14 protein-coding genes and 3 tRNA genes are annotated in these 16,689 nt (G+C 61.7%); 8 read left to right on the forward strand and 9 right to left on the reverse strand.

Features of this window, described 5'->3' with window-relative positions; all coding sequences use genetic code 11:
* Positions 1 to 229 precede the first annotated feature (229 nt).
* The 5 genes from PFU01S_RS14715 to PFU01S_RS14735 all read right to left on the reverse strand — a co-directional run bounded on the left by PFU01S_RS14715 (position 230) and on the right by PFU01S_RS14735 (position 4,948).
* Positions 230 to 1,522 (reverse strand): virulence factor family protein, encoded by a 1,293-nt coding sequence (locus PFU01S_RS14715; RefSeq protein WP_028687381.1) that lies wholly within the window; start codon positions 1,520 to 1,522, stop codon positions 230 to 232.
* A complete protein-coding gene (gene mprF / locus PFU01S_RS14720) occupies positions 1,522 to 4,164 on the reverse strand; it encodes a bifunctional lysylphosphatidylglycerol flippase/synthetase MprF (protein WP_027914205.1) in 2,643 nt (880 codons plus the stop codon). The genes PFU01S_RS14715 and mprF overlap by 1 nt, the downstream gene beginning before the upstream one ends.
* A gap of 258 nt (positions 4,165 to 4,422) precedes the next feature.
* Positions 4,423 to 4,499: transfer RNA gene (locus PFU01S_RS14725), tRNA-Met, on the reverse strand.
* A gap of 160 nt (positions 4,500 to 4,659) precedes the next feature.
* Positions 4,660 to 4,736 (reverse strand) — tRNA-Met (locus tag PFU01S_RS14730).
* A 135-nt stretch (positions 4,737 to 4,871) separates the two neighbouring features.
* Positions 4,872 to 4,948 (reverse strand) — tRNA-Met (locus PFU01S_RS14735).
* Positions 4,949 to 5,156: 208 nt separating this feature from the next.
* On the opposite strand from PFU01S_RS14735, the gene dinB reads away from it, so the two are divergent.
* Positions 5,157 to 6,221, forward strand: a complete 1,065-nt coding sequence (gene dinB / locus PFU01S_RS14740; RefSeq protein ID WP_027914206.1) for a DNA polymerase IV — start codon at positions 5,157 to 5,159, stop codon at positions 6,219 to 6,221.
* A 178-nt stretch (positions 6,222 to 6,399) separates the two neighbouring features.
* Here dinB and PFU01S_RS14745 read toward each other — a convergent pair whose 3' ends face one another.
* From PFU01S_RS14745 to PFU01S_RS14755, 3 genes are all read right to left on the reverse strand, one after another.
* Positions 6,400 to 7,350 (reverse strand): hypothetical protein, encoded by a 951-nt coding sequence (locus PFU01S_RS14745; protein WP_027914207.1) that lies wholly within the window; start codon positions 7,348 to 7,350, stop codon positions 6,400 to 6,402.
* A 20-nt stretch (positions 7,351 to 7,370) separates the two neighbouring features.
* Positions 7,371 to 9,086 (reverse strand): proline--tRNA ligase, encoded by a 1,716-nt coding sequence (locus PFU01S_RS14750; RefSeq protein WP_027914208.1) that lies wholly within the window; start codon positions 9,084 to 9,086, stop codon positions 7,371 to 7,373.
* 159 nt (positions 9,087 to 9,245) lie between these two features.
* The gene (locus PFU01S_RS14755) at positions 9,246 to 10,517 is read right to left on the reverse strand and encodes an OprD family porin (RefSeq protein ID WP_027914209.1); all 1,272 of its coding nucleotides are present in this window, start codon (positions 10,515 to 10,517) and stop codon (positions 9,246 to 9,248) included.
* A 586-nt stretch (positions 10,518 to 11,103) separates the two neighbouring features.
* Between PFU01S_RS14755 and PFU01S_RS14760 the strand changes: the two genes are divergently transcribed.
* Entirely contained in the window at positions 11,104 to 11,535 is a 432-nt protein-coding gene (locus tag PFU01S_RS14760; RefSeq protein WP_028687382.1) for an HIT domain-containing protein, read from the forward strand.
* Entirely contained in the window at positions 11,525 to 11,731 is a 207-nt protein-coding gene (locus PFU01S_RS14765) for a SlyX family protein (protein WP_027914211.1), read from the forward strand. Before PFU01S_RS14760 ends, PFU01S_RS14765 begins: the two co-directional genes overlap by 11 nt.
* Positions 11,732 to 11,809: 78 nt before the next feature.
* Here the strand turns inward: PFU01S_RS14765 and PFU01S_RS22785 are convergent, their stop codons facing one another.
* A complete protein-coding gene (locus tag PFU01S_RS22785; protein ID WP_027914212.1) occupies positions 11,810 to 12,403 on the reverse strand; it encodes a cold-shock protein in 594 nt (197 codons plus the stop codon).
* A 273-nt stretch (positions 12,404 to 12,676) separates the two neighbouring features.
* Here PFU01S_RS22785 and PFU01S_RS14775 point away from each other — a divergent pair, with 273 nt between their 5' ends.
* The 5 genes from PFU01S_RS14775 (at position 12,677) to PFU01S_RS14795 (ending at position 16,655) form a co-directional block, all read left to right on the forward strand.
* Positions 12,677 to 13,150, forward strand: coding sequence for a Dps family protein (locus tag PFU01S_RS14775; RefSeq protein WP_023536324.1), 474 nt, complete (start codon positions 12,677 to 12,679; stop codon positions 13,148 to 13,150).
* A gap of 138 nt (positions 13,151 to 13,288) precedes the next feature.
* Positions 13,289 to 13,618, forward strand: coding sequence for a ribbon-helix-helix domain-containing protein (locus PFU01S_RS14780; RefSeq protein ID WP_027914213.1), 330 nt, complete (start codon positions 13,289 to 13,291; stop codon positions 13,616 to 13,618).
* 92 nt (positions 13,619 to 13,710) lie between these two features.
* Positions 13,711 to 13,932, forward strand: a complete 222-nt coding sequence (locus PFU01S_RS14785; RefSeq protein WP_023536249.1) for an FmdB family zinc ribbon protein — start codon at positions 13,711 to 13,713, stop codon at positions 13,930 to 13,932.
* 93 nt (positions 13,933 to 14,025) lie between these two features.
* A complete protein-coding gene (aspS, locus tag PFU01S_RS14790) occupies positions 14,026 to 15,801 on the forward strand; it encodes an aspartate--tRNA ligase (protein ID WP_027914214.1) in 1,776 nt (591 codons plus the stop codon).
* 107 nt (positions 15,802 to 15,908) lie between these two features.
* Positions 15,909 to 16,655, forward strand: a complete 747-nt coding sequence (locus tag PFU01S_RS14795) for a YebC/PmpR family DNA-binding transcriptional regulator (protein WP_023536325.1) — start codon at positions 15,909 to 15,911, stop codon at positions 16,653 to 16,655.
* Positions 16,656 to 16,689: the final 34 nt, after the last annotated feature.

Consider the following 16,689-nt stretch of genomic DNA (forward strand, 5'->3'; position numbering starts at 1 on the left):
TCTGGCACCGCCCCTGACAGCTAGCAGATTTCCGGGTAGGAGCGGCCCTTGTGCCGCGATGGGCCGCAGCGCGGCCCCGGCAATATACGCTGCGAAGCTGAAATCTAAGGGCTGCTGCGCAGCTTATCGCGGCATGAGGTCATGCAGGGGGGCAGGGTAACCCCTGATTCGCGCTATCAGAGCCACCCGCTCGACCTGACCCCAGTGCCTGCTGTCCTTACCCCAACCCTCAATTCTGCTCGGCCACACTCGACTTGCCCTGACGGGTCTCGATCTCATCGATCAGCCGCTTGGCCAGGGCAGGGTAGTTTTCATCGAAGTGGTGCCCGCCCGGCAGTTTCAGACGCTCGCCCACGGCGGTCTTGTCGGTGCAACCGCTTTCGTCGCTTTCTTCCACCCCGTATACGCACACCACTTTCGCAGCCGGCAGCTTGGCCATCTCAGGTCCAGTGGGCGCCTCTTGACCTTCCTTGCCCAGCCAGCCTTCGACTTCGATCTCGAAGCTGCCGCTGCGGGCAAAGGCCAGCAGCATGACAGCGTCCACCCGTTGCTGGTCTTCAGCCGGCAGGCGGTTGTAGATGGCAGGCAGTACGTCAGCACCGAACGAGTACCCCGTCAGGACGAAACGCTTGGTCCCCCACTTCTGCCGATAGTGGTGCATCAGTTCGGACAGGTCGGCAGCACTTTGCTCCGGTGTCTTGTGTTGCCAGTAGTAGCGCAGGGTATCGATGCCCACCACCGGATAGCCCAGCTTGGCCATCTCCCCGGCCACGTCGCGGTCCAGGTCGCGCCAGCCGCCGTCGCCGGACAAGAACAGCGTGACGGTATCGGTGGTTTGACCGGCAGGGACCTCGACCACGGGAATCGCCAGTGCGTTGCCATCCTGGCCCACCAAGGCCTGGGTCAGCTGTGCCTTGAGCACTTGCGGCAGGTGGATGTCATAGTCGCTGATGCTGGTTTCGGCATTGTTCTGGTCACGCACGAAGGCCGCACTGGCATCGTCCGGATTATCGTTCCACGCCACGCTCCAGTGGCCGTGGGGCGCGGTCTTTGGCAGCGGTACCTGACACCCTGGCTGCTCGACCGTAAAGCCCACGGAAATTGCCCGGGCCTTGTCGTCGTTCTGGCTCGCCAGCCAGCGCCAGGCTTGGGTGGCACCCGGGCCAATGCCGGCGACCAGGGTCGGTTTGCTCGGCAACTGCGCCAGGGCCGTGTCCATGGCTTGCTGCTGCTTGGCGCAATCACCGGCAGGCAGCACCACTTGCACCAATTGCGCTTCGGCCGCCTGGCCAAGGTCCAGCAACTGCTTGTGGGTCAGGGCCTGGTCCTGTGGCACGCCGATCGCCACCCAGGCGGTGGGGTGCACCCCTGGGGTAACGAGGGTGATGCTGGCATCGTTGATTTGAAGTTGCTCAAGCTGTGCCTCAGGCGCCGGCCGCGTCCAGAACCAGAACGCCGTGGCGCCGGCCAGGGCGGCCAGCAGCAGGGTGATCAACGGGTAAAGCCAAAAGCGTCGGGTCATCAGCGTTTCACCAATCCAGTCAAGCCGCCGGCAATCAGGGCGGCAGTGTCGGCCAGTGCTACCAGCGGGTCGAGCCCGGCAGGCACGGCCATGTAGCGAGGTTCCCAGTCAGGCTGGAACTTGTCCTTGAACCGGCGCAGCCCCTGGAAGTTGTAGAGTTGCTCGCCACGGCGGAACACCATCGAGCCCAGACGCTGGGTCAAGGGCGCACCGCGCCGTGGTTGCAGCCCCGACAGCGGCACCATGCCCAGGCTGAACCGGCCGTAATCATGGCTTTTGTAATGCAGGATCAAGCCAATCATCATGAACTCCATGGTCAGCTTGGGGGCCTCCGGATGTGCACGCATCAGGTCGAGGCTGGCCAGCTCGTTGCTGTGGGTCTCGAGCAGGTTGGCAAAGGCCACGGGGCGGCCTTGGAAGCGAATCAGGGCGATACGGAAGTGCTGCAGGTAATCCGGGCTGAAACGGCCCAGCGAAAAGCCCTTTTCGCGAACGTTCTTGCCACTGAGCCATGCATCGGAAATTTCCTTGAGCTCAGCCAGCGGCGCATGGCCTGGCTCATGGATTTCCAGGCTCAGCCCGTCACGGCCGCCTCGGTTCCACGTGTAGCGCAGGTCCTTCATTTCCTTGCCTTTGGCATCGAGGTCGAAGCGGCGCAGGTCGACACGGGCTTCCTCGCCCAGCTTCAGGGCAGTCAGGCCGATGTCCATGTAGAACGGCAGGTTCTCTGCGCGCACCTGGTAAAACACTGGTCGAGCATGGTGCAGGTCGCACAGGTCGCGGAACTGCCAGATCATCTCGGCACGCTCCTGGGCCGGCCCGATCGGATCGTACAGCGCAACCAGACTACGACCACGGCGGGCATACATCAGAAACGCGTTGTCCCGGGGATGGAACAGCAGCGCCTTGTCGCCGGTCAGGGCCAGGCCGCCATCAGGCTGGTCGGACGCCTGCAGAATACGGTGAGCCCGTTGCAGTTCGGCTTCATCGGGCAGGTGGATCACCGGCGGTGCGGTGCGCAGCAACCAGGTTAGCGCCAGCGCTGCCAGCAGCAAGGCACTGCCCATCGCCGCACGCAGGCCACGGGGGGCATCGGCGTCCAGGGTGAACTGCCACCACAGTTGATGGCTGTAGGGCACATCCTGGTAGGCGAACAACAGCAGCCACACCGAGGCGCCCACCGCGCAGGCACTGGCCACCAGATACACCGGCGAGAACGGCAGTTCCATCAAGCGGCTGGGCCGATAGAACGAGCGGCGGAACAAAGCCAGGAGCGCGGCCGTGAACGTCAGCAGGCAGGCCTCTTCCCAGTCGAAGCCCTTGAGCAGCGAAAGCAATGCCCCCACCAGCAGCAGCACCGTGGTCAGCAGCCACGCGGCCGACAGGCGCCGGCGCAGGCCTTGGGCCAGCAACAGGCACAGCACGCCGATCAGGCTGGCGCCGAAGTGGGAGGCATCGATCAGCCGATGGGGGATCAGAAAGCCCATGTGCTCAAGGCGGGTATCGATCTCGGGCGTGGCGCCGGAAAACAGCAATACCACCCCCGAGAGGAAGACCATGATGGCCAGGATAGGCGCTGCCAGCCCAGAGGCAGCCTTCATGGCCTGCCGCGCGAACAGCAGACGCCGGGCTTCGTTGGCCAATAGCAGGACGCAGGCCAGCAGAAGGGGCAGCACCACATAGATGATGCGGTACAACAGCAATGCGGCTGCCAGCGGGGCAGCGCCCAATTGGTTGGCGAACGCGGCCAGCAGGATGGCCTCGAACACCCCAACACCACCGGGCACATGGCTGAGCACACCCGCGGCCAGCGCCAGTAGGTAGACCAGTACGAAGGCGCCGAAGGGGGGCGCTTCGGGCAGCAGCAGGTAGAGCACGGTGGCCGCGGCGGCCACGTCCAGGGCCGTGATCAGCAGTTGCAGGCCAGTCAGCCGTGCGCCGGGCAGTCGCAGCGTGCGCCGGCCCAGTTGCACCAACAGGTTGTCAGGCACTGGCTGCTCGGCCAACCGCTTGCGATACAGGCCAACTGCCAATAAGGCGCAGGCGGCCAGGACGGCAACCGCAACGCCAGCCAGCAAGCCCTGCGGCAACCGCAGGGCAGTCGAGGCGGCAGGCAGATTGCTCAGGGTGGCCAATGCCGCAAGCGGTGGCAAAGCACAACCGAGTGAAAGGCTGGCGAAGACCGTCATGCGTGCGACTTCGCCCGCGCCCACGCCTTGGCGTGCATACAGCCGGTAGCGCACCGAACCGCCGGATAGCATGGACAGGCCGATGGCATTGCCGATGGCAAAGGCGCTGAAACCACCCAGTACCAACGTTCGCGCAGGCAGCTTGACCCCAGCGTAGCGGCTGGCCGACCACTCGTAGCCCAGCAGGATCACGAAACCGATCACGGTCGCCAGCAGCGCGCCAAGCAGTGACTGCACTGGCACTTCGAGCATGGCATCGTGCAAGGCATAGATGTCCAGCTCGCTCAGCAGGTGGCGGCAGGCGATCAAGGCCATGGTGAACAGCACCAGCGTCACCGCCAGCCCAATCGGCTGACGATAGCGGCTTATCCGTTCAAGCAAAGGCAGGCGCTGCACGGCTCCGGGCAGCGCTGTGGCCAGCGGCACCGAAGGTTCAGGGTTCTGAGCGGTCATGGATTACCTCGGGCGTCAGGCACGAGGTGAAGAAGAGGCGCGGCCAAGTGAAAGTCCCTTTGGAAAACGTATCCAATATTACTCCGGCCATGGGCGCTTAACAGCCCGGCAGGGGTTAAAGATAGTTCATCCACGCAAGGGTAGCGCCCGCCGCTAATCGGGTATGCGCCAAGGCATGCAAGCGTCGCTTGCAAGTAAGGGGGTAGAAACGAAAAACCCCGCGCGTATCGCTACGCACGGGGTTTGTTCTGACGAATATGGTTGCGGGAGCCGGATTTGAACCGACGACCTTCGGGTTATGAGCCCGACGAGCTACCAGACTGCTCCATCCCGCGTCAGAGGTGCGCATTCTACAGCGAAGCGCATTGGTGTCAAGCGTTTAATGAAGCGCGAGGCCAACGCTTGAACAGAGCAGGGCGCATCCATGCTTACCCTGTTGCCGTTTGACAGGCAAAGAAAAAGGCCACTGCGTTAACAGTGGCCTTTTCTTGAACTTGGTTGCGGGAGCCGGATTTGAACCGACGACCTTCGGGTTATGAGCCCGACGAGCTACCAGACTGCTCCATCCCGCGTCTGTGGGGCGGATTCTACAGCTTCAGCCGGTGGTGTCAAGTGCTACTCATTGATTTAGCGAGGTTTTTTACGAATTGCTTTTCGCGCGCGCAAAGAAAAAGGCCACTGCGTGAACAGTGGCCTTTTCTCGAATCTGGTTGCGGGAGCCGGATTTGAACCGACGACCTTCGGGTTATGAGCCCGACGAGCTACCAGGCTGCTCCATCCCGCGCCTGTGAAATCGAATTCTACGGATTTATCATGCAGTGTCAAGCAAATAGTGTGAAAAGCCCTTTTTGTTCAATCCTTTAGGTGTGTAAGGCGCGGGCTTGGGTAGCGCTCATGCAGTGAATGCCGGCGCTGCCCAACCATGCCCATGCTGTTTGAACCTGAAACCATGCGCTATTATCTGTATGAATTTACAGTGCTTATGGTCATACATGTCCCTGCGCAAGATCATTCACGTCGACTGCGACTGCTTTTATGCCGCCATCGAAATGCGCGACGACCCTCGTCTTGCAGGTCGTCCCATGGCAGTGGGCGGGTCGGCCGAAAGGCGTGGGGTCATCGCCACGTGCAACTATGAAGCGCGTGCCTACGGGGTGCGTTCTGCAATGTCGTCCCGTCACGCCCTCAAGTTGTGCCCGGACCTGCTGATCGTCAAACCTCGCTTCGAGGCTTACCGTGAGGCTTCTCGAGAGATACATGCCATCTTTCGTGACTACACCGACCTGATCGAGCCGCTGTCGTTGGACGAGGCCTACCTGGATGTCAGCGAAAGCCAATGGTATGCCGGCAGCGCTACACGCATCGCCGAAGACATCCGTCGGCGCGTGGCTCGTACCCTGCACATCACCGTCTCGGCCGGGGTGGCGCCCAACAAGTTTCTGGCCAAGATCGCCAGCGACTGGCGCAAGCCCAATGGCCTGTTCGTGATCAAGCCTGATGAAATAGAAGCGTTCGTGGCGGCGCTGCCGGTCACCCGTCTGCACGGTGTGGGCAAGGTCACTGCAGACAAGCTGACCCGCCTGGGGATCGAGACCTGCTCGCAGTTGCGCGACTGGTCTCGCCTGGCGCTGGTGCGTGAGTTCGGCACCTTTGGCGAGCGGTTGTGGGGGCTGGCGCGTGGCATCGATGATCGCGTGGTTCAAAACGACAGTCGACGGCAGTCGGTCAGCGTGGAGAATACCTACGACACCGACCTGCCGGACCTGCCCAGTTGCCTGGCACGGTTGCCGGAGTTGCTGCAGAGCCTGAACGAGCGCATTGAGCGAATGGACAGCACCTACCGGCCGGAAAAGCCTTTCGTCAAGGTCAAGTTCCATGACTTCACCCAGACCACCCTTGAGCAGGCAGGCGCCGGCAGGGACTTGGACAGTTACCGGCAGCTGGTGACGCAGGCGTTCGCGCGCGGTGGTAAACCTGTGCGATTGCTCGGTGTAGGGGTGAGATTACGGGACTTGCGCAGCGCGCATGAACAGCTGGAGCTTTTCCCGCCGGCATAGCGTGCAGTTGAAGGAAGGTGTTGAGAGGCGCGAAAGTGCCGCTGTCATGGCGTACTTCAGGTTTATCGCCGACATGTAGGCTTCCATTATGGGGCCAGGCAGCGCGTAAGGCCTTTTAAAAGCAGTTGCCGGCGTTGAACCCACCACGGGTTCAACGCCGGTCAACCACAGGCGGCCATCAATGCCCGGGGTCGGCAACCAGTCGGCCAGTGGCTTTGGTCAAGGACTGCAAGAACTCCTGCTGCAACTCAGGATCGTTGCGCGTCAGCTCGATCAGGCTCTGCTCCAACTCACTGGCTTCCTCTTCAAGGCCCAGCTCGGACAGCCGCTTGACCCGGTGCACCCACTGGCTCACCTCATCATCTTCGAGGTCGTCGAAAATCAGCTCGTGAGCTTCACGCAGCTTGTTGCGCAGCGTGGCGCTGATCAACAAACTGGCATCACCGCGCACGGCATTGTCCTCATCGACCACTTGCAGGTGCAAGGTGCCGACGTGGTTGAGGTTCTGCTCCGAGAAGGGGCTGTCGAGCAGGTTCAGGCGCAGAATGCCCGCGCGGTCAGTGGTCAGCTCATAGGTGTTCTTGCCGGCCTTGACCTCCACCAGGCGCTCGCTCCACGGCATGCTCGTGGCCTCTTCGCGCTTGGCTTTCTGCACTTCGCTGATGCCTGCGAGGTTCTGCTGGGCGCGGCCATTGGAGGGCACGTTCATGAACGGATTAAGGCCGTCCACGCCATAACTGAGCCAATCGTGGGTAATGCTCTGGGGCAGGTTGCCCAGGGCGAAGACGTTGACCACGTTGGCACCCACGCCCGCCACCACCGCCACGGCGCCCAGCGGAATCTCGTAGATTTCCCGCCAGGGTTGGTAAGGGGTGTAGCGGTCGTAATGGCGCGTCACCTCGAACTCGGTGACCTCGAAACGCTTCTGCTCATGCACGCGTACACGTCGTTGCGGCAGCTCCATCACCTTCGGCTCGCCAACGTCGATCTGCAGGGTGTGTTCGAGCAGTTTGCGCTCGACGCGCTCCTCGTGGTCGCTGCGCTGGGGCATCTGGTTGGCGCAGCCGCTGACGAGCAGGACGCCGCACAGTGCGGCGCCCTTGAGCTTATAGGTACTTCGCTTGGACATGATCACTCGTGCATTGATTATCAGCGGCGAACGCGGGCCTGCAGGAAGGTCAGCACTTCTTCGAGTGGCAACACCTGGGCATCCTGCTCGGTACGGTGTTTGTATTCCAGGTTGCCATCGGCCAGGCTGCGATCGCTGACGACGATACGGTGCGGAATGCCGATCAGCTCCATGTCGGCAAATTTGATGCCGGGGCTGGTCTTCTTGTCGCGGTCGTCGAGCAGCACTTCGTAACCTGCCGCAGTCAGCTCGGCATACAGCTTGTCGGTGGCTTCGCGAACCACTTCGGTTTCATAGCGCAGGGGTACCAGGGCAATCTGGAAGGGCGCCAGGGCGTCGTTCCAGATAATGCCTTTCTCATCGTGGTTCTGCTCGATGGCAGCGGCCACCACGCGGGACACGCCGATGCCATAGCAGCCCATGGACAGCATGACCGGCTTGCCATTTTCGCCCAGGACCTGGCACTTGAGTGCCTCGCTGTACTTGGTACCCAGCTGGAAGATGTGACCCACTTCGATGCCACGCTTGATCACCAGCGTGCCCTGGCCATCCGGGCTTGGGTCGCCCTCGACCACATTGCGCAGGTCGGCCACCTGTGGCACTGGCAAGTCACGCTCCCAGTTCACGCCGAAATAGTGCTTGTCGTCGATGTTGGCACCGATACCGAAGTCGCTCATCAAGGCAACCGAACGGTCGATCACGCATTCGAGCGGCAGGTTCAGCGGGCCCAGCGAGCCTGCGCCAGCACCAATGGCCTCGCGCAGTTCGGCATCGGTGGCCATGACCAGGGGGTCAGCCACTTGTTCCAGCTTCGCGGCCTTGATTTCGTTGAGCTCGTGATCGCCGCGCACGATCAGGGCGACCAGCTTGCCTTCCTCGGCGCCGCGTACGATCAGGGTCTTGACGGTCTTTTCGATTGGCAGACCGAAGTTTTCGACCAGTTGGGCGATGGTCTTGGCATCGGGCGTGTCGACCAGGCGCAGTTCTTCGGTAGGGGCAGGGCGCACGGTTTCGCGCGGCACGGCCTCGGCCTTTTCGATGTTGGCGGCGTAGTCGGAGCTGTCGCTGAAGATCACATCGTCTTCACCGGACTGTGCAAGGACGTGGAATTCATGGGAATAGCTACCACCAATGGAACCGGTGTCGGCCTGCACTGGGCGGAAATCCAGCCCCAGACGGGTGAACACATTGGTGTACGCCTGGTGCATGCGGTCGTAGGTTTCCTGGAGGGAAGCCTGGTCGGCATGGAAGGAGTAGGCGTCCTTCATGATGAACTCGCGGCCACGCATCAGGCCGAAGCGCGGACGGATTTCATCGCGGAATTTGGTCTGGATCTGGTACATGTTCAAAGGCAGCTGCTTGTAGCTCGACAGCTCGTTGCGTGCCAGGTCGGTGATGACCTCTTCGTGGGTCGGACCCACGCAGAAATCGCGCTGATGCCGGTCCTTGACCCGCAGCAGCTCGGGGCCGTACTGCTCCCAGCGGCCGGACTCCTGCCACAGTTCGGCAGGCTGGATGCTGGGCATGAGCACTTCAAGAGCGCCGGCGGCGTTCATTTCCTCGCGCACCACGTTCTCGACCTTGCGCATTACCCGCAGGCCCATTGGCAGCCAGGTGTACAGGCCGGAAGCCAGTTTGCGGATCATGCCGGCACGCAGCATGAGCTGATGGCTGATGACCACTGCGTCGGCAGGGGTTTCTTTTTGGGTGGCGAGCAAATATTGACTGGTGCGCATGGTTAGCCGTGTCGATTGCCTAAGACGTTGAAATAGCCCCGCATTGTACGGGGGTGAAGCCAAGGCGTACAGGATGCCCCAGGGCGTCCTGCTTGTCAGCCAAGAAAAAGCCCGGCGCGGTCGCCGGGCTTTTCAGGTGCGAAGCGTTGCAAGCCAGGCTTACAGGATGCTCAGCGGGTACTCCACGATCAGGCGCAGCTCGTCCAGGGATGGGGAGCCGTAGTAGACGCCATCGGAAGAACGGTAGGTGGCTTGACGAACGCGGAAGCTCAGGTCCTTGGCCGGGCCTTCTTGCATCACGTACTTGATGTCGATGTCGCGTTCCCATTCCTTGCCGTTGCTGGTGGTGCCGGTGTCGGCGCCGCTGCCACGCACGTAGCGGGTCATGAAGCTCAGGCCTGGAATGCCATACTCGGCGAAGTTCAGGTCGTAGCGAGCCTGCCAGGACTTCTCGCCCTCGGCGTTGAAGTCGGAACGGGCCACGGAGTTGGCCAGGAACACGGTACCGCCACCGTCGACGCCGTAGCCATAGTCGCCGTCGCCGGTGACTTTCTGGTAGGCCAGGGTGAAGGTGTGAGCGCCGATGTTGTACGCACCGGACAGGCTGAACGCACGGTTGTCGAGCTTGGTCACGCCGTCTTTTTCGGCGCGCTGCAGGCCTTGGCCGTCGCTCTTGGTGTCATAGAAGTTGAAGTCGAACACCAGGCCTTGCTTGTCCGACAGCGGCAGCGCCCAGTTGACGTTGGCGTAGTACTTGCGCCAGTAGTCTTCGACCTTGGAGTAGTACAGGCTGGTGGACAGGCTGTCGGTGAAGGCATAGGTGCCGCCGAATACGTCGGCTTCCTTCAGGCGCAGGCTGTCGCGGTTGGTCTGCTCCTGACCGGTCAGGCTGGTGAAGCGACCGGCGTGCAGGGTCAGGCCCTTGATGTCGTTGCTGGTCAGCAATGCGCCCTGGGCGATTTCCGGCAGCAGGCGGCTATCGTCGGTGGCGAATACCGGCAGGGCGGTGAACTGGTCGCCGACTTTCAGCACGGTGTCGGAGATACGGAATTTGACCGCGCCGCCACCCTTGGAGTAGTCATCCTGCGCACGGCCGTCCGAGCCGTTCGGGAACAGGCCGGTGCCAGCACGGCCCTTGCCGCTGTCCAGTTTCAGCCCGAGCATGCCGATGGCGTCGATACCCACGCCGACGGTGCCCTGGGTGTAGCCCGACTCGTAAGTGCCCACGAAGCCGAGGCCGGTTTCTTCACGGCGGCTCTGGCCGCCTTCGTTGTTGCGGAAATCACGGCTGAAATACAGCATGCGAGTTTTGACGCTCAGCTTGCTGTCTTCAATGAAACCTTTGGACTCATCCTGCGAAGAGGCCAGTGCCATCTGCGAGGACCCCGCCGAAACGGCCAGGGCGATCATGCTCCACTTCATCACGCGCATCGTGACTTGCTCCTTTGGTTTTTTTAGGAAGAGTACCGCTGCATCCAGGTGTTCTAGTTATAGGGTGCAGCTCTTTCTTGTTATGTCGGCGAAAATGTATAGCACGCTGAAGGTCGTTGGCGATATGGCGCAAAGCACTCTGAATGGAACTTTTTGGCCGTGTCGCTGTCGGGCACTTCAGCGTCGCATCCGAGGGTGGTAACGCCCGGTGTGCAGGTGTTGCAGAGAGCATGCCGACTTGGCGTGAAGGCAATGCAACAAGCGTGCTCAACCTGGGCTTGCATTGATGAATTTTTCACGAAATTTTCAGGAAACCGTTTTAACCGCCGTAAATACGGGGGTTGGTCGGACTGGGCGTCCAGCCCGCTCATCGCGTCCATTCAGTTGGCTAGCTTGCTATCAAAGTCAATGTGTTACCGCAACATGTTAAGGCGGTGTCAATTGTGGTGGGCCAAGGCGCCAGTCAGCGTGGCGAAGCACCTTATTGGTGCGAAAAGTAGCGCTGTGTTACCGCAATCGCGCAAGGTATCCTTGCCGCCGTCTCTACCGCCACCGTGCGGGTCGCTTTGCCTGAAGGAGGTACGCCGTGTTCGTTCTTGATCCACGCTTGCAGCAGGACACTTGGGTGCTGGGCGATTTCGCCCTGTGCCAGTTGCTGCTGAGCCGAGATGCCAACTACCCCTGGTTCATCCTGGTGCCCAGGCGTGCCGAGGTCAGCGAATTGTTTGACCTCAGCCTGGCTGAGCAGCACCTGCTCTGGCAGGAAACCACACAGCTTGCCGAGGCACTCAAGCGCAGCTACGGGGCCGACAAGATGAACGTGGCGACGTTGGGCAATGTGGTCAGCCAGATGCACATGCATGTGATCGTTCGCCAGCACGATGATGTGGCCTGGCCTGCACCGGTCTGGGGCAAATGCCCGGCCGTGGCCTATACCGACGCACAAGTACAGGCGGTACGCGCCCGCGTGCGAAATCTGCACCTTGAAGGTTTCCAGGAGGCCGCCCATGTCGCTTGAGCCAAGAATGGTCGAGCTGGAAACGCGCCAGGCATTCCAGGACGACACCCTGCAGGCGCTCAACGATGTGGTGGTCGAGCAAGGGCGCGTGATCGAGCGGCTGCAGTTGCAGATGGCCGAGCTGATCAAGCGTTACGAGGAGATGGCGGGTCAGTATGGCAGCGAGGGTGAAGAGGCGCCGCCGCCTCACTATTGATCATCTGGTCGTCAGGCCTGTCGCAGCCTTGGGCTGAGCGACAGGCCTGGTTTGAACGTGTTTAAGTCTGCTCGCCTGTCAGCGGCGCGTGACGGCGACCACGTCCTCGGCCTGCAGGCCCTTGTCGCGATGCATCACCGAGAACTCGACGCGTTGACCTTCTACCAGGATGCGATGGCCTTCGCCGCGGATGGCGCGAAAGTGCACGAAGATGTCATCGCCTGAGTCCCGGGAAATGAACCCGAACCCCTTGGACGTGTTGAACCACTTGACCGTGCCCGTATCTCGGTTGCCGGCCTCGGTCAGTGGCTGTTGGCTGCTGCGTACCTTGCGCGCGCCCTGGGCAAAGCCTGCGCCCAGGTGCAGGGCCACAGCCAGTGCGGCGCACACCAGCGCCGCCAGGTTGCCAAGCTCTGGTCGAGCGAGCACGGTAAGGGTTTGAAGTACCACAGCCACCACCAGCAGGGCACAGGCTAGATATTGCAGTTGCTGCCTGGCACCTCGGTAGTACAGCGGTACGACAGGGGCCAGGATCAGGTTGAGCAAGCCGAACAGGGCCAGATAGACCGCGTCGGGTTGTTGCAGGAAAGGCGTTGCCTCGGTTTTAAGACTGGGAATGAACGCTAGCAGCAAGGCTGCCGCGCCTGTCACCAGGTGGACGATCTTGAACATGGGATTGGCTCACATTGATTGAAGCTGATCACGGGAAGAGCTGACGGCCCGGTGCGCATGAAGTGTTGGCGCGAACACGTGGCCTTCTGCCTATGCATTCGGCAATTACAGTCCGCACGAATGGCACGCTGCCTATTTAACCGTAAACCTGCAGGGTACTCAAACTGCCACCCGGCGCCCTGCCTGCGGCCACCTGGCAGAGGCACGGCGCTCAGAGTGTTGCTAAAGTGGTCGGCACCCGCTTGGGTTTCACGTTTTCTGAAGGGGAGCATCATGGCAATCGATATCGGCATCAGTGAAGAAGATCGCAAGTCCATCGTCGATGGGCTTTCCCGCCTGCTTTCAGATACCTACGTGCTGTATCTGAAAACCCACAATTTCCATTGGAACGTCACCGGGCCCTCGTTCCGTACCCTGCACCTGATGTTCGAGGAGCAGTACAACGAGCTGGCGCTGGCGGTGGACGCCATTGCCGAGCGCATCCGCGCCCTGGGTTTCCCGGCGCCTGGGTCCTACGCGTTCTACGCCAAGCACTCTTCCATCAAGGAAGAGGAGGGCGTCCCCCCAGCCGACGAGATGATCCGGCAACTGGTGCAAGGGCAGGAAGCGGTGGTGCGCACCGCCCGCAGTATCTTCCCAGCGGTGGACAAGGTCAGCGATGAGCCAACCGCCGACCTGCTCACCCAGCGCATGCAGGTGCACGAAAAGACCGCATGGATGCTGCGCGTACTGCTCGACGAGAAATAACCGGGCCATGCCGGCAGGCCTTTCCAGGGTGACTGGGCGGGCCTGCCGCTTTCTGTGCGGGAAGGGTTTGCCGCTGCTCTGCAATGGCCCGTTCGGCGCTTGATACACCCCTTGGTTCAATCATCAGGAGGTGTGCAGATGGCTCAGTCTGGGAAACGGACGGCAGGTCAGGGGCGCTGGCCCGGCAAGCAATGCGTCGACCCATTCACGGCAGATTTCGACATGCTGCAGACCCAGCCTGTGTCTCGCTCGGTGCGGCTCAACGGTTTTTCCACCTGCCTGCGCCTCGAGGCCGTGTATTGGGGTATCCTCGAGCGCATTGCCGCTGCCAACCAATGCTCGGTCAGTGCGGTGTTGTCCTATGTAGACCGTGAGGTGCACCTGCGCCAAGGGGGCGTGCGCAACTTCAGCGGCCTCATACGGGTAATCTGCGTGGCCTGGTTGCAGCAGCCGCCGACGTCGCACTGATCGCCCGGCGGGCTGCGCAGCGCTGGTTAACCATATATAATCCCGCCTTTTGCTGCCCTGGCAGCCAGCGTTATGGTTGACGAGAGACATCCATGCCCCTTTACGACTATCAATGTGCATCCTGCGAGCATCGCATGGAAGTGCTGCAGAAAATCAGCGCCGCGCCGCTCACCGACTGCCCGGCCTGCCAGGCGCCGGCGATGAAGAAACTGCTGTCGGTGCCCGGCTTTCGCCTGAGCGGCAACGGCTGGTACGAAACCGACTTCAAGACCGGTGCGAAAAAGAATCTGGCAGGCGGCGACAAGGCCGACTGAGTTGAATGCTATGACCGGGTCTTGCAGTATTAGCCCTCCGGGCGGCCAAGGCCTCCATCGAATACACGAATCACGAGAAGCGAAACCACCATCATGATGCGCAGCCATTATTGCGGCCAACTGAACGAGAGCCTGGACGGCCAGGAAGTCACCCTTTGCGGCTGGGTCCATCGTCGCCGGGACCACGGCGGGGTGATCTTCCTCGACATCCGTGACCGCGAGGGCATGGCCCAGGTCGTTTTCGATCCGGATCGCGCCGACACCTTCGCCGCAGCCGACCGTGTGCGCAGCGAGTACGTCGTGCAGATCACCGGCAAGGTCCGCCGTCGCCCGGAAGGTGCTGTGAACAGCAACATGGCCTCCGGTGCCATCGAAATCCTCGGCTATCAGCTCAACGTGCTGAACGAAGCCGAAACCCCGCCGTTCCCGCTCAACGAATACTCCGACGTTGGTGAGGAAACGCGTCTGCGCTACCGTTTCATCGACCTGCGTCGTCCTGAGATGGCCGACAAGCTGCGCCTGCGCTCGCGCATCACCAGCAGCATTCGACGCTTTCTCGACGAAAACGGCTTCCTCGATGTGGAAACGCCGATTCTGACCCGCGCCACGCCTGAAGGCGCGCGCGATTACCTGGTGCCAAGCCGCACCCACGCCGGCAGCTTCTTCGCCCTGCCGCAGTCGCCACAGCTGTTCAAGCAGTTGCTGATGGTCGCCGGTTTCGACCGCTACTACCAGATTGCCAAGTGCTTCCGTGACGAAGACCTGCGTGCCGATCGCCAGCCAGAATTCACCCAGATCGACATCGAGACCAGCTTCCTGGACGAGTCCGAGATCATGGGCCTGACCGAGAGCATGATCCGCAAGCTGTTCAAGGAAGTGCTGGACCTGGAGTTCGGCGAATTCCCGCACATGACCTTCGAGGAAGCCATGCGTCGCTATGGCTCCGACAAGCCAGACCTGCGCATCCCGCTGGAACTGGTCGACGTCGCCGACCAGCTCAAGGACGTGGACTTCAAGGTGTTCGCCGGCCCTGCCAACGATCCTAAATGCCGCGTCACCGCGCTGCGACTGCCAGGCGGCGCCAGCATGCCGCGCAGCAAGATCGACGAGTACACCAAGTTCGTTGGCATCTACGGTGCCCGCGGCCTTGCCTACATCAAGGTCAACGAGCGTGCCAAGGGCGTTGAAGGCCTGCAGTCGCCGATCGTCAAGAACATCCCCGAGGCCAACCTCAACACCATCCTCGACCGCGTGGGCGCCGTTGACGGCGACATCGTGTTCTTCGGTGCCGACAAGTTCAAGGTGGTCAGCGAAGCGCTGGGCGCCCTGCGTATTCGCCTGGGCCACGACTTCGAACTGTTCACCTGCGAGTGGGCACCGATGTGGGTCGTTGACTTCCCCATGTTCGAAGAAAACGAAGACGGCAGCTTCACCGCGCTGCACCACCCGTTCACCGCGCCCAAGTGCACGCCCGAGGAACTGGAGGCCAACCCGGCCACGGCCCTGTCCCGTGCCTATGACATGGTGCTCAATGGCACCGAACTCGGTGGCGGTTCGATCCGTATCCACCGCAAGGAAATGCAGCAGGCCGTGTTCCGCCTGCTGGGTATCGAAGCGGCAGAACAGGAAGAGAAGTTCGGCTTCCTGCTCGATGCCCTGAAGTTCGGTGCACCGCCTCACGGTGGCCTGGCCTTCGGCCTGGATCGCCTAGTCATGCTGATGACCGGCGCCCAGTCGATTCGTGAAGTGATTGCCTTCCCGAAAACCCAGAGCGCTGCGTGTGTCATGACCCAGGCACCGGGCATGGTCGACGCCAAGGCATTGCGCGAGCTGCACATCCGTCTGCGCGAGCAGACCAAGGTCGAGTAATCGGCCCGGGCGCAGCCGGCGGTTGCGCCCACGCGCTTCGGCGCAGTCTTTCCACGTTCCGCCCTTCGGGGCGGAACCTGTTTCTGTTACAAGGATCGGGAGTCGTTATGGCGGGTCATTCCAAGTGGGCGAACATCAAGCACCGCAAAGAGCGCCAGGATGCCAAGAGGGGCAAGGTATTCACCAAGTGGATCCGCGAGCTGACGGTCGCCGCCAAGCAAGGCGGCCCGGACCCTGCCTCCAACCCGCGCCTGCGCCTGGCGCTGGACAAGGCACTGGGTGCCAACATGAGCCGCGATATCATCGATCGCGCGGTGGCCCGTGGCGCCGGCACGAACGAAAGCGACAACGTCGAAGAGCTCAGCTATGAAGGTTACGGGCCGGGCGGTGTGGCGATCATGGTCGAGGCCATGACCGATAACCGCAACCGCACCGCTGCGGCAGTGCGCCATGCTTTCACCAAGTGCGGGGGCAACCTGGGCACCGACGGTTCGGTCGCCTACCTGTTCGAGCGCAAGGGGCAGATCAGTTTTGCTCCGGGCGTGGAGGAGGATGCCTTGATGGAGGCGGCGATGGAGGCCGACGCCGACGACGTGGTGGCCCACGAGGATGGCTCGTTTGACGTGTTCACCTCGTTCAACAGCTTCTACGCCGTGCGCAATGCCTTGGAAGAGGCCGGCTTCAAGGCGGCCGACGCCGAAATCGTGATGCAGCCGACCACCAGCGCCGAACTCGATCAGGAGGGGGCCGAGAAGGTACTCAAGCTGATCGACATGCTCGAAGACCTGGACGACGTACAGAACGTCTACTCCAATGCGCAGATTTCCGACGAGATCATGGAAAACCTCGGCTGAGGGCTTTCTGGCGCACCATACTGACGCCTTCGGG

Origin of the sequence: Pseudomonas fulva NBRC 16637 = DSM 17717 (assembly GCF_000730565.1) — a bacterium.
GTDB lineage: Bacteria > Pseudomonadota > Gammaproteobacteria > Pseudomonadales > Pseudomonadaceae > Aquipseudomonas > Aquipseudomonas fulva.

What these genes read in the sequence shown, in the direction of transcription:
- PFU01S_RS14715 (WP_028687381.1), bottom strand. Translation starts at nt 1,522, where the DNA reads ATGACCCGACGCTTTTGGCTTTACCCGTTGATCACCCTGCTGCTGGCC.
- mprF (WP_027914205.1), bottom strand. Translation starts at nt 4,164, where the DNA reads ATGACCGCTCAGAACCCTGAACCTTCGGTGCCGCTGGCCACAGCGCTG.
- dinB (WP_027914206.1), top strand. Translation starts at nt 5,157, where the DNA reads ATGTCCCTGCGCAAGATCATTCACGTCGACTGCGACTGCTTTTATGCC.
- PFU01S_RS14745 (WP_027914207.1), bottom strand. Translation starts at nt 7,350, where the DNA reads ATGTCCAAGCGAAGTACCTATAAGCTCAAGGGCGCCGCACTGTGCGGC.
- PFU01S_RS14750 (WP_027914208.1), bottom strand. Translation starts at nt 9,086, where the DNA reads ATGCGCACCAGTCAATATTTGCTCGCCACCCAAAAAGAAACCCCTGCC.
- PFU01S_RS14755 (WP_027914209.1), bottom strand. Translation starts at nt 10,517, where the DNA reads ATGCGCGTGATGAAGTGGAGCATGATCGCCCTGGCCGTTTCGGCGGGG.
- PFU01S_RS14765 (WP_027914211.1), top strand. Translation starts at nt 11,525, where the DNA reads ATGTCGCTTGAGCCAAGAATGGTCGAGCTGGAAACGCGCCAGGCATTC.
- PFU01S_RS22785 (WP_027914212.1), bottom strand. Translation starts at nt 12,403, where the DNA reads ATGTTCAAGATCGTCCACCTGGTGACAGGCGCGGCAGCCTTGCTGCTA.
- PFU01S_RS14775 (WP_023536324.1), top strand. Translation starts at nt 12,677, where the DNA reads ATGGCAATCGATATCGGCATCAGTGAAGAAGATCGCAAGTCCATCGTC.
- PFU01S_RS14780 (WP_027914213.1), top strand. Translation starts at nt 13,289, where the DNA reads ATGGCTCAGTCTGGGAAACGGACGGCAGGTCAGGGGCGCTGGCCCGGC.
- PFU01S_RS14785 (WP_023536249.1), top strand. Translation starts at nt 13,711, where the DNA reads ATGCCCCTTTACGACTATCAATGTGCATCCTGCGAGCATCGCATGGAA.
- aspS (WP_027914214.1), top strand. Translation starts at nt 14,026, where the DNA reads ATGATGCGCAGCCATTATTGCGGCCAACTGAACGAGAGCCTGGACGGC.
- PFU01S_RS14795 (WP_023536325.1), top strand. Translation starts at nt 15,909, where the DNA reads ATGGCGGGTCATTCCAAGTGGGCGAACATCAAGCACCGCAAAGAGCGC.